16 protein-coding genes are annotated in these 11,896 nt (G+C 47.2%); 12 read left to right on the top strand and 4 right to left on the bottom strand.

Features of this window, described 5'->3' with window-relative positions; genetic code table 11:
- Positions 1-143: 143 nt before the first annotated feature.
- From JC793_RS13970 to JC793_RS13940, 7 genes are all read left to right on the top strand, one after another.
- A complete protein-coding gene (locus tag JC793_RS13970) occupies positions 144-1,028 on the top strand; it encodes a virulence-associated V antigen (RefSeq protein ID WP_218426458.1) in 885 nt (294 codons plus the stop codon).
- Between the two features lie 15 nt (positions 1,029-1,043).
- Positions 1,044-1,538: a SycD/LcrH family type III secretion system chaperone gene (locus tag JC793_RS13965; RefSeq protein ID WP_218426457.1), complete on the top strand. Its 495-nt coding sequence runs from the start codon at positions 1,044-1,046 to the stop codon at positions 1,536-1,538.
- Positions 1,522-2,598 carry a type III secretion system translocon subunit SseC family protein gene (gene sctE / locus JC793_RS13960; RefSeq protein WP_218426456.1) on the top strand — a complete coding sequence of 359 codons (1,077 nt, stop codon included), beginning with the start codon at positions 1,522-1,524 and terminating at the stop codon, positions 2,596-2,598. The genes JC793_RS13965 and sctE overlap by 17 nt, the downstream gene beginning before the upstream one ends.
- A 53-nt stretch (positions 2,599-2,651) precedes the next feature.
- Complete coding sequence (sctB, locus tag JC793_RS13955; RefSeq protein ID WP_218426455.1) at positions 2,652-3,539, top strand: type III secretion system translocon subunit SctB; 888 nt, start codon at positions 2,652-2,654, stop codon at positions 3,537-3,539.
- 121 nt (positions 3,540-3,660) lie between these two features.
- Entirely contained in the window at positions 3,661-4,032 is a 372-nt protein-coding gene (locus tag JC793_RS13950) for a hypothetical protein (protein WP_146257305.1), read from the top strand.
- A gap of 587 nt (positions 4,033-4,619) precedes the next feature.
- On the top strand, positions 4,620-5,333 hold the full coding sequence (locus JC793_RS13945; RefSeq protein WP_218426454.1) for a bactofilin family protein: 714 nt from the start codon (positions 4,620-4,622) through the stop codon (positions 5,331-5,333).
- A 71-nt stretch (positions 5,334-5,404) separates the two neighbouring features.
- The gene (locus JC793_RS13940) at positions 5,405-5,959 is read left to right on the top strand and encodes a GNAT family N-acetyltransferase (protein ID WP_107679993.1); all 555 of its coding nucleotides are present in this window, start codon (positions 5,405-5,407) and stop codon (positions 5,957-5,959) included.
- Here the strand turns inward: JC793_RS13940 and JC793_RS13935 are convergent, their stop codons facing one another.
- Entirely contained in the window at positions 5,960-6,307 is a 348-nt protein-coding gene (locus JC793_RS13935) for a nitrous oxide-stimulated promoter family protein (protein WP_218426453.1), read from the bottom strand.
- Positions 6,308-6,426: 119 nt separating this feature from the next.
- Here JC793_RS13935 and JC793_RS13930 point away from each other — a divergent pair, with 119 nt between their 5' ends.
- Complete coding sequence (locus tag JC793_RS13930) at positions 6,427-6,678, top strand: DinI family protein (protein WP_107679991.1); 252 nt, start codon at positions 6,427-6,429, stop codon at positions 6,676-6,678.
- A 75-nt stretch (positions 6,679-6,753) separates the two neighbouring features.
- Here JC793_RS13930 and JC793_RS13925 read toward each other — a convergent pair whose 3' ends face one another.
- The gene (locus JC793_RS13925) at positions 6,754-7,002 is read right to left on the bottom strand and encodes a YecH family metal-binding protein (RefSeq protein ID WP_052927692.1); all 249 of its coding nucleotides are present in this window, start codon (positions 7,000-7,002) and stop codon (positions 6,754-6,756) included.
- Between the two features lie 143 nt (positions 7,003-7,145).
- Positions 7,146-7,358, bottom strand: coding sequence for a DUF465 domain-containing protein (locus JC793_RS13920; protein WP_046894397.1), 213 nt, complete (start codon positions 7,356-7,358; stop codon positions 7,146-7,148).
- Positions 7,359-7,682: 324 nt separating this feature from the next.
- On the opposite strand from JC793_RS13920, the gene eco reads away from it, so the two are divergent.
- Together eco and psiE are read left to right on the top strand one after the other, a co-directional pair.
- Positions 7,683-8,291, top strand: coding sequence for a serine protease inhibitor ecotin (gene eco / locus JC793_RS13915; RefSeq protein ID WP_218426452.1), 609 nt, complete (start codon positions 7,683-7,685; stop codon positions 8,289-8,291).
- Between the two features lie 309 nt (positions 8,292-8,600).
- Positions 8,601-9,002 carry a phosphate-starvation-inducible protein PsiE gene (psiE, locus tag JC793_RS13910; protein ID WP_166708255.1) on the top strand — a complete coding sequence of 134 codons (402 nt, stop codon included), beginning with the start codon at positions 8,601-8,603 and terminating at the stop codon, positions 9,000-9,002.
- Between the two features lie 49 nt (positions 9,003-9,051).
- Here the strand turns inward: psiE and JC793_RS13905 are convergent, their stop codons facing one another.
- The gene (locus JC793_RS13905; RefSeq protein ID WP_107679987.1) at positions 9,052-9,489 is read right to left on the bottom strand and encodes a universal stress protein; all 438 of its coding nucleotides are present in this window, start codon (positions 9,487-9,489) and stop codon (positions 9,052-9,054) included.
- A gap of 447 nt (positions 9,490-9,936) precedes the next feature.
- Here JC793_RS13905 and JC793_RS13900 point away from each other — a divergent pair, with 447 nt between their 5' ends.
- On the top strand, positions 9,937-10,884 hold the full coding sequence (locus tag JC793_RS13900) for a cation diffusion facilitator family transporter (protein WP_218426451.1): 948 nt from the start codon (positions 9,937-9,939) through the stop codon (positions 10,882-10,884).
- Between the two features lie 129 nt (positions 10,885-11,013).
- Positions 11,014-11,886 carry a GNAT family N-acetyltransferase gene (locus JC793_RS13895; protein ID WP_218426450.1) on the top strand — a complete coding sequence of 291 codons (873 nt, stop codon included), beginning with the start codon at positions 11,014-11,016 and terminating at the stop codon, positions 11,884-11,886.
- Positions 11,887-11,896: the final 10 nt, after the last annotated feature.

Here is an 11,896-nt window from a genome sequence, read left to right as displayed (position 1 = left end):
GCTGAGCGACAGTATCTCTGTGATCAGAGAATATCAGTGCTGTCAGGCACAATATAATCTGGCATTAATGAGACTGGATATTCATCCGGTGATTGTCAGGTTATATCTGAGTAACATTCCCCGCGAAGAAATAAGGTGAATAAATGGATAGTATCAGCAATATTAATCAGCCGGCTCTCTGGCAACAGGATAATAATAACTGCGGGGCCACTGAAAATTACCGGCTGGTATCCGATATACTGAATAAATATAATATCAGCGTTAACAATGAAGACTACCGTCAATTTTCACCCGATATGGTGATTGATACCTTCTGCCGGAAAAATAACATCATTATTGACAGACAGAAGCTGGATGACAATATCAGTCATATCCGCGGGATCACCGGCGATACTATCAGCCTGAAATCACTGCTGATGATTGTCGGGGCGAGCAATCAGTATAACGACATGGTCAGTGAGATCCTGTCCGGCATGAATAACAGTGTCGAAAGTACACGGGAAGCCCGCGATAATATCAAAGAGGAACTGCATGAACTGGCCATTGAGCTGAAGATTTTCAGTATTATCCAGTCTCAGCTGAATAAAACGCTGTCATCGGAAAATCAGGAAATCAATATTGATAATAACGGCCAGAATTTACTGGATCCGGCGCTGTACGGAATGACAGCGGCTGAGTTTAACGGCCCGCCGCCATCAAAAGAAAAAGTCTTTCTTGATAAAATTGCCGGAAAAGAAACCGGTCCCGGCGATATTTTATCTATCAAAGATTTTCTGCAAAGTGATAAGAAATCATCACCGGCAATGAGCGGGCTGGAAAATAAATATGTCTATGACAAGAATAACAATAAATTAGGGCACTTTGCCGGTATGGTCGGCGATGTATCACGACCGCTTAACGATATGGTGAATGAAAAAAGCACACAGCTTAATGAAATCAGCAATATCTATAATTCATCCATTGAAGCATTAACCCGTTTTATTCAGAAATTAGATACATTACTTCAGGATTTATCCGGCTCGATGTAATTAAAGGAAAATAACATGGATGTTCATGACAATACCACAACAGAATCAGAACTGAATAAATTTATTTCGGAAGGCGGATCACTGGCGATGCTGAAAAATATTTCCGGCGATGAACTGGAAAAAATATATGCAGTTGCCTGTGATTTTTATGAATCCGGAAAATATCCGGATGCGGAAAGTTTATTTCAGGTGCTGTGCATGCTTAATCACTACGATAGCCGTTTTTTCCTGGCGCTGGGCGCCTGCCGTCAGCAGCAGGCGCGTTATCACCAGGCGCTGGAAACCTACAGCTATGCTTCGCTGATGTCGCCGTCAGATCCGGCATTTCCGTTTCATGCCGGTGAGTGTCTGCTACATCTGAAAGAGTTCAGCTCAGCAATACAGGCGTTTACAAGTGCGGAATTGCTGGCCAAAACCCGTCCGGGCCATGACGTGCTGCTGAAAAAAGCCGGTGTCATGCTGACGGCGGCCAGAGAACAGGCGGAGGCCGGAAATGCAGAATGTCATTGATTTACCCGGGGTAAGACCGGCACCGGCGAATGATTTTTCTGCCGTATCCCGTGCCGCTGCCCGGCCGGTTCAGCAACCCGGTGCCACCCCGGTTGAGCCGCAGCCTCTGTTGCCGCAGGAAGCAGAGTGCGGCCTGACCAAAGATATTATCCCGCTGGTTAAACCGGATATTGAACAGCCGGATAACACGGAAGCATTGGCGGATAAAACACAGGGGGTGGCGGATAAAGACGCTCACCGCAGCTGGCAGGCACTGATCACCAGCCGCGATACGATTGAGAAAGTGCTGGCGAAAGGTAATTTTGAAACCGAACTGGCGTTGTTGCTGACACAAATAAAATCCGATATGAAGGATATCAAAGTCAGCCAGATCCGGCAGGCGCGGGAAGAAAACACGCAGAAAATTGCGGAAAACAGGGAACAGCTGAAAGAAGCGGAAACCCGTTTTGAGGAAGCAGAGCGTTCGCGTACGGCGAATAAAATATTCGGCTGGCTGAGTTCGGCGGTTTCAGCCATCGCGGGAACGGTATTAATCGCAACCGGCGTCGGGGCGCTGGCCGGCGCGATGATGATCGCCAGTGCGGTGACCAGCGTTGCATCTCAGATAGTCAATGAAGCGGCGGAAGCCGGTCTGATTGATGATGAAACGATGAAATATCTGGGCCCGGCGATGACAGGACTTCAGGTTGTCGCGGGGATCGCCACCTGCGCGGTGACATTTGGTGGTGGTGCGGCCGGTGTGATTGCTCAGGAGGGCGCCAGAGCCGGGAGTACGCTGGTGCAGACCGGATTGTCTGTTTCCGGCTCGGTACTGGATGCGGGGGCCGTTATCTCCGGTACCACCGCGGCGGTTTTGTCAGGTCTCGGGAATAAGCAGATTGCCGGTTCACAGGAAACAAAAGGGCAGATGATGCTGTTACAGCAGGCCATGACAAAGCTTCAGAATGAATTCAGCAAAATGATCTCACAGCATCAGGATGCAATGTCGGCATTATCCCGTTTTTCACAGGAAAAAGCGGAAGTTGCCGGCCGGATAGCCGCGGCACATGCTGCAAAATAAATAGTCGTGAAATTATTATATTAATCAATTAACCAGGGAAAAGGATAGTAATCATGGATGCAATTTCAGGCACAAAAACACCCGTCATCACACTGAATGACATTCAGCAGCCGGACAGTAAACCGGTGAAAACAGCTGAATCAGGCGGAAAAACACCGGTGGAAATGGGAAACTCCCCGGTAAAAAATACGGTTATCAGCGGTGACAGCGGTATTGCGCTGCCGAAACCACCGGCAGACGGCAAAGACAGTTCGGTACTGGACACGATATCGTCATCACTGGCGGATTTACAGTCTCTCCTCAGCAGCGTGAAGGACGCCAAAGAGCAAATCAGCAATAAACTGAGTGAAATGACGAACTTCGCTTCTGTTGATAATCTGAAATCATCCGCAGGTGAGCTGAACCTGAGCTCAAACTGGCAAATGGCGTTTTCCGTGATTTCCGGCGTGTTATCAGTGGGGACAATGGTACTGAATAATGTGTCGGCTTATCAGGATCAGATTGCCGCGCAGCAGGAAAATGCACTGAGCAGCGGTATTGAAAAAACACAAAGTGATATTGCCAAAACCACAGAGGCACTGAAAGACCCGGCTCTGACGGCAGAAAGTAAAAAGGCGCTGGATGAGCAGCTTTCGGCTCTGAATACATCACTGGCATCACAACAGGATGCGCTGGCGGAATTGATGTCCGGTACTGAAACCCGCAAAGCCTGGACAGAGCTGGCGCTGAATCTGATGCAGGGTACATCCGGTTTTATCAGTGATAATCTGATCAGCGGCGGTACAGAAGAGATACAACCGGAGACGGAAAGCGTGAAAGAAGAAGGCGGTACTCTCTCCGTACTGGATGACATTATCAGCAAATCAGAATCGGTGCTGGAGAAAGCGAAAAATAATATGGCAGCAGCGGACGCTTTTCCGTACATTCCGGCAAAAGCATAAGGAAACAATACCTTCTATTTCAAAGGGCGCAGAAGCGCCCTTTTTGCTATTTTTACGGCTGATGTTATCAGGCCGGAAACGTCTTTTTTTATACAATCAGCCCTGATTTTTATATGGGGCAATGATGAAAAAATATCTGCTTTTTCCGGTGATAATGCTGGCCGGATGCGTGGTTGTGAAACCAGAGCCTGCGGGCAGGGTAACCGGCTATGCCGATCTGCCGGGGTTCCGTTATGAACAGCAGACACTGGTGCTGACTGTCTGTCAGGGCAAAAAGGCGGTGACATCTCCGGTCGTTGAACAGCGCGCTGAGGTTTCTGTACTGCCCTATTATTTCGACTTTGAACTTCCGCGCTTTATGATTGACGATAAACCCCTGCGTCTGAATGTCCGGCTGTTGCGGGCTGATCAGCTGACGGTTGAAGCGGAGCAGGAACAAACGTTTCTGCCGGGAGAACCGGTCAGTATTACGCTGAAACCAGCCTCTGATTAAGGTGTCTGTTATTTTTATGAATTCTGCACGGAGTAATCTGCCGGAAAATAGCCTGTTTTCACTGGTTCGGGTTGTATATGAATCTGAGAGGAGGGGAATCCCGGCAGAATAAATCGTTGAAACAGAAGGCAGAAAAATCCGGGGGACGACAAGGGCTTGAGGAAGATAAAATCCTGATGTAATTATGATATTTTTATTCTGTCCTCTTCAGTTAAGGTAGACATCTGAGAGGGCGGTGACGGATTGTAATGCAGGGATGTTGTCACGGGATACACGGAGTGTATCCGGATATAGTCACCGCTTTCTCTATTTCCCTGATTACATACTGATACTGGTCTTAATCCGCCCTTTACCGGCGCGGCGGCTGCGTACAATATGACAAAAGAATCTTCCGTAATATAAAAATACCGTGATAAAGGTCTGCCATGCTTAATATTATGCTGACATCCCTTTGGTTTCTATGGGGATTGTTATTGTATGCAGTAATAGCCGGGCATGCATCGTGGCCTGTTTATTTAACGGGTATCGCCGCTGTTATTTGCGCTATTACGATGCTCCCGAAAAGGAAAAAGGAAAGGAAAAACGTCATGTTCGGTAAGAAAAAACAATCAGATGTCCCGGAAGCGGAGCCGGTTGCGGCACCGTCATCAAAAAACAGAGAAGAAAGAGATGAAGAGGACAGAAAAGCAGCTGAACTCAACGCTCAGGCAAATGAAATCAGTCAGTTGCTGTCAACCCGCGGTGAAGAGAAACAACGCCCGCTGGCTTCCCTCGAATCCCGCCAGCCGACCGTGATCAGCAAAGAAACCCGGCTGACCGGTGATCTTGAAATCAGCGGTAACCTGCAAATCTGGGGCAAAATTAAAGGTCAGATCAAAGCCCGTTCCGGCACTGTCAGCATTATGCAGTCCGGTGTGGTGGAAGGGGATATTATTGCCGAAACACTGCTGATTGATGGCGTGCTGACCGGCACCTGTACAGCAGAGCAGGCGGAGATTCTTGAGCATGGTGAACTTAACGGTATCTGCCGGGCGTCTGCTTTCTCCATCCGTAAAGGCGGCACTTTTATCGGCCAGTCAGAACCGTATGTTCCTGCCGGTAAAGCAACCGCTGCGGCACAGGCCCCTCAGTCCCGCCCGGAGAATAATAAACCGGCCGCAGTGACGGAGCCGAAACCGGCTGAAAAAACCGGTGCGGCAGAGAAAGCTCAGGAATCAGCACCAAAATCATCCCCGTCACAGAACGGCAACGGTAAAAGTAAAGAACCGGAAAAGGTCCCGTCTGTCTTTAAGCGCGTATAACCGCGCCGCGTTCAGCCAAATCCGTTATACTTCTCCGGTATCGTTTATCACTGAATACACCGGAGGAGTATATGCTGATTATTGACACCCCGCGTCTGCGCCTGCGTCCCTGGACGCCGGAAGATTATGCGCCGTTCCGCGCGCTGAATGCCGATCCGCAGGTTATGCGTTTTTTTCCTGCATGTCTGAGTGCGGCAGAAAGCGATGCGATGGCCGATGAAATTATCCGCCGTTTTGAGCGGCAGAAATTATTCGGATTATGGGCAGCGGAAGAAAAAAACAGCGGGGAATTCACCGGTTTTGTTGGCCTCAATATTCCGTCAGCTCCTTTTGATTTCAACCCGTGTACTGAAATCGGCTGGCGTCTGGCGAAACGCTTTCACGGCAAAGGCTATGCGACAGAAGCGGCAAATGCGGTGCTGCATTATGCCTTTATGCAGTTGAATATGCCGGAGATTGTCGCTTTTACCGCGAAAGTGAATCTGCCTTCCGAACGGGTGATGGTGAAAGCAGGGATGCAGTATCAGCGGGATTTTCAGCATCCGTCACTGGAACAGGGTCATCCGTTACAGACCCATGTTCTGTATAAAATCACACAGGCGGATTACCGCGCCCGGCAATCCTGATTATTCGCGCGGTGTACGGCGGCGCGGCGGCAGAGGCGGCACCGGTTTTTTGTCATCAATAAGATGACGGACAGCCAGGATCGGATGATGCCACAGCATACGCGGACCGGCCCAGCGCATGATCACTTTCATTTCTTCCCGCGGCTTTGGCTGATAGCAGTGTACCGGACACTGCTTACAGGCGGGTTTGTCTTCACCGTAACGGCATTTTTCCAGCCGTTTCACCGCATAAGCCAGCAGATCACGGTAATGTTCCGGGGCATCTGCCGGTGCCGGATGGCGGCGTTCATACAGTTCCACCATACGGGTAACGGTGGTGATTTCCCGCAAAATACGTTTACCGGCCATCGGAAACTCCTCTTTCGTGCAGTAAAACCCATAAATTTAAATAGTGTGCTTAAAATTTGCTTTCTTTTTATTTAAAAATAAAATACTGTATATCTATACAGTTTACGGAGAGCAACATCATGCGTATTGAAATTCTGTTAGATAAACGAAATGCAGTGCCTGCGCATCTTATTCAGTCCCTCGAAGTTCAGTTAAAACGCCGGATCCTGCCGTTATATCCGGACATGCAGTTCCGTATTGCGCAAAGCAGCCAGACCACCATTAATATTTCGGGTGTGAAATCCCCCGACGATAAACAGTCACTGATGGATACCATTCAGACCATCTGGGAAGATGACAGTTGGATGGACGATGATAACGCATCATCATGATTTTTTTCCTGTTACAGGAAACGCTATCTCCCTGTTTTTGTGCCTTCAGGGGAGATAGCGGTTTTTTCATGTCACTCAGTGATTGCAGATTTTCTCAGCAGATGTGCTGAACCCTTCTTCACTGCCAATAAATTTTCCGCGTGCCGCCAGAAAACTGACCAGCGCTTTCGCATCCATATTTTCTGCCGAGCAGGTATGGAAACGGGTATCTTCGCCGAATGTGGCGTGAATATCCGCGATAAGGGATTCAGTGGTGTAGTTTTTCCCGCTTTCAATAATCATGTTCATGACTTCGTGGCCATGGACAGAGGCTTTCTCAGACATAATAACTCCGGTCGGATATTAAAGATGTAATTATTATGCATCTTTTAAGGCGCAACAGAATTGCGTCAGGTCAGATTATGGTGAGAAAGGGAAGGTGACATAAGATAACGCCCCGGGAAAGGGCGTTATCTGACAGGGAGAAGTTACTGACACTCCGCTAAAATACGCTGCATCTCATCTTTGACGTGTAGTTTTTCTTTTTTCAGCCGGACGACATTGTCGTTATAGCCTGCGCCGTTCGGGCCTTCAAGCTCGGCAATCTCATTATTTAACTGATGATGCTTCAGATGCAGTGCGGCAAAACGAGGATTTGAATCTTTAAGCTGTGCTATAAGGGCTTGCTGATCAAGTGGCATAGAACCTCCTGTTTGACGGGGAATGTAGCCTTTTCAGTATAACAAACACAATACGGAATGCATGGATCGCGTCGTTATATCCGTGATCAGAATGGCATAAATAGGTGGTGATTTATTGGCGGGATTGATGGCGCTCACCGGAATCATTGGTTTAACACACTGGCCATGATTATTTTTATGATATTATATGCCACTTTATAAGAATACTCTGTGTTTTAGTCTGGCGGTGAACTAAATATTATTATAATGTTCTTAATAGTCAGCATGAAGATTATGAGATGGTTTCGTAATCATATGTACTTATAAAAACAAGGTAATTATCTGATGAAAAAATTGATTCTTCCTGTTATGGCCATGTTTGCTGCCGCAGGCGCTTATGCTGAAGAAGCAAAAATTGTTGCTGCAACACCACTGACTGCGGTAAAAGCAGCAGAGCTTGTCAAAACAGAGCCCGCTGCTGAGGTAAAAGCAGCAGAGCTTGTTAAAGCAGAGCCGCTGAAGATGATAAAAAATGACAATGGCATGAATGAGCTGAAACATTTCCCGCAGGCTGCGTCAGGTCAGGTTCGCCATGTGATTGCTGTTGAGTCGAAGGCGGATGAAAGTCAGTATAAAATCGAACTGGTGATCGGTAAAAACCAGATGACGGACTGCAACCGTCAGTGGTTCGGCGGGACGCTGACACAAAAAACCGTTGAGGGTTTCGGTTATGACTATTATGAAACCGGCGAATTAACCGGGCCGATGTCCACCATGATGGGCTGCCTGAATAATGAAAAACATGAAGCATTTATCAGTGCGAATCTGGGCGATGAAGCGTTTGTCCGCTACAACAGCCGTCTGCCGGTTGTGGTTTACGCGCCGAAAGATGTGGATGTGAAATATCGTGTCTGGAGCACGGACAACCAGCTGCTGGATGCACCGGCAAAATAATCCGTTAATTTCTGATATATAAAACACGGCATCCGCCGTGTTTAAGATTGCCGACAAAGCAGGATAAAACGTGGTTTTTCCTGCTTTGTGTTATCAACCAAAAGCGTTATCAGCCGAAAATCAATAAATTGATTTTCCTGGTTTACTTTTACAACCTTTGTCGGACGTCGCCAACCCCTGCGGGTTTGTCAACGGCCTGAAACACGGCATTCGCCGTGTTTTTTATTCTGTTCTGTCATCATTTCGTCGTACACTTAAACCCATACTGTTTACAGGCGTAACTGTCATTTATTACTGAGGCTATTGATTATGGAATTTCAGCCATCCCGCCAGATAGCAACCGTTCTGCAATGGATTCTGAATATTGCGCTGCTGATTTTAGGTGTGCTGCTGATTGTGTTTATGGGAAAAGAAACACTGACACTGATTAATCTGCTCTTTTCCGCACAGGAGAAAACGACCTATCTGTTATTAGACAGTATCGTGACCTATTTCCTGTATTTTGAATTTATTGCCTTAATTGTGAAGTATTTTTCGTCGGGCTATCATTTCCCGCTGCGCTATTTTATCTACATCGGCATTACGGCGATGGTACGGTTAATTATTGTCGACCACTCTGATGCGAACGCGACATTCCTGCATACCTTGTCAATACTGGCGCTGACGGTGGCGTTATATCTGGCAAATACCGATAAGCTCAAACGCAGCTGAAATAATATGCCCCGCAGTATAGCGGGGCAGAACCGGCAGATAAACGGGATTAACGGATAACCATCACTGAGGTTTTGGCGTGACGGACAATCGTTGCGGCGGTGGAACCGAGCAGGAATGTTGCCGCCCCCGGGCGGTGAGAGCCCATCAGGATCAGATCGGCGTTAATCTCTTTGGCATAAGAAAGAATTTCATTTTTGGCTGATCCGATAGCCGCGTGCAGGGTGTACTGACTTTCCGGCACGGCAATCCCTTTAATAATCTCTTTCAGTGCGGCAAGCGCCAGCTCAATACGCTCTCCGGACTCCCGCATACTGACCGGCATTGAGGCGTATTCCACACCGAAGAACATTTCCACGTTAGGGATAACGGTGAAGAAATGGATTTTCGGATTATCAATTTTTGCCAGCGCTTCCACATGGGGCAGCATTTTGTCTGTCAGGTCATCTTCCAGAATATCAATCGGAACCAGAATTGTGTTGTACATACAGCCTCCTGTTAACTGAAATCAGTATCAGTATGGCAAAAAATGACAGGACGTGCTGTGATCATGACGGCAGCTTATTTAATTTGTGAAATGAAAATAACTATCGTTTATTTTTATTATCAGCACTTATGAAAATAACAAAATAAATTAAAGGGAATAATGATGGTTTAATCCGGGCAGGGAAATGAAATAAGTCGTTTTAAAAGCGATAAGAATAATGATTCTCAGTTATAAAAATCAAATGAAATCATAAAATTGGAGACGTGAAAAAATTATTGTGGCATACTGCAGACGCTGAATTATTATTCTGAGATAACCTTATTAATTGTAATTTTTTATTTCCTGTTCATAAAGAACGGCATTTATCCGTTCGCTGAACTATAATGATCACGATTCACTGCAATGATTTGCTTTGTATTAACCACAATATTAATGTGGAATTAAATTATGTCTAATATACCTGCACAGGCGGATGAAACCGTCAAAAACTGCGCGGATATCAGCCGTGAGATAAAATTTGCGGCCGCGAAAAAAAGTACCTGGGTCAGTGTCTGGGTGAATAGCCTGCTGTCTGCGTGGCAGATAGCGGCCGGTATTTTTTCGCATTCACAGGGTCTGATTGCTGACGGGGTTCATACCTTATCTGACCTTATCGCTGACTTTGTGGTACTGATTGCCAACCGCGGCAGCCGTAAAGCGCCGGATGAAGAACATCCTTACGGCCATTTCCGTTATGAAAATGTGGCATCGCTGGTTCTGGGGGTGCTGCTGCTGGTCGTCAGCGGAGGCATGCTGTGGACAGCCGGTTCACGGATTATGTCGCCGGAAACCATCCCCGAAGTGCACTCGCTGGCACTGTATGTGGCGCTGCTGGCGCTGCTGGCAAAAGAGGGGCTGTTCCGTTATATGCTGCATGTGGCGCGCAAAGTGAAATCCAATATGCTGGAAGCCAATGCCTGGCACGCCCGCTCGGATGCTGCGTCATCGCTGGTGGTGGCTGTCGGGATCACCGGCAGCCTGCTGGGTTATAAAATACTGGACCCGATCGCGGCATTGGTCGTCGGGTTATTTATTCTGCGCATGGGGGTGAAATTTACCCTTCAGTCACTTCAGGATTTGATGGATCGCGGTGCGGATGAAGAAACTGTCGCCAAAATCACACAGTTGGTGATGGACACCCCGGGGGTGGAGGGGGTTCATGATCTGAAAACCCGTAAGTCCGGTGATTATCTGCTGGTGGATGTTCATCTTGAAATCGATGAAAACCTGACAGTTAAAGAAGGGCATGACATTGCCATTGCGGCTGAAATGAATATCCGCCGTGACCCGCAGGTGCTGAGTGTGATGACGCATATTGATCCCGCCCAGTCCGTCCGTGCCGGGCTGACAACCTGATTATTATCTTCTGACAGAATCACCGTTGCGGGTATGAATCCGCAACGGTTATCTGTTATTAGTTGCACCTGTACCCGGTTTAATTAGAATGGCGGACATAATGACATTAATGATCAGAACGCTGCGGGTATGATGAAATTTTTGGGATGGGAAAAATGCAGCTTCAGTGACTATGAAGCCTGCTGTGAGAAATTCGGTTATAACGCGGAAACCTCACCGCACTATATTAAGTTTGCTATGGCGCAGGGTGCTGAACCGGATTTTTACGCCTATACAAAAAAAGGTGTTATTGAAGGTGCGGTCTGCACAGATAATGGCTGGCTGGCAAATGACGATAAAAACCCGGAAAACAGTCTGAAGTGGATGTATTTTCCCCGTTATTCCATCCTGCTGCCTTTTAATAAAAACGTTAAATGTTTTTTGCCGTTTAAAACCAAATCCCTGAGTACGGAATGCCGTCAGTTTTATAACAGCTCATTCTCATTGTTCTCCCGGCGTCATGTGGCCATTTCAAAAGATCTTTCTGCTTTTTCAGCTAAAACCAAAGCCACCCGGAAAAAAGAGATCCGTAAATTTATGGCGGATGGCGGGACATTTGAAAATGTCAGCACTGCGGGGCCGGATTTTTTATTTGAAACTTACTTCCGGTTATATGCTGAACGGCGGGAGCATGAAGTGGAGAATGATCCGGTTATCCGCGCACTTTTTCATCATTGCTATAATCATTTTTTCGGGGAAATTGCATTTTTTGACGGTAAAGCGGTGGGTATTCAGTTATTACTCTCCACGTCGTCAAAACAGGGAACATTTATTGATTTTCTGAACATTGGTTATGATATGAATTTACGTAAATATTCCGTCGGCACTATGCTGATGTGGCGTAATCTCTGTCTGACAGCGGAACAGCCTGCGCCGGTGATCTATTCTTACGGCATGATGTCGGGGGAATATAAAACCCGCTGGTGTGACCCTGTCAGTGTCGGTCGTTCAATTACATTCTGACGAACAAGAC

It is taken from the genome of Morganella morganii (assembly GCF_019242955.1).
Lineage (GTDB): Bacteria > Pseudomonadota > Gammaproteobacteria > Enterobacterales > Enterobacteriaceae > Morganella > Morganella sibonii.
The sequence above is the reverse complement of the archived record's forward strand: the minus strand, read 5'-3'. Positions and strand labels throughout refer to the sequence as shown.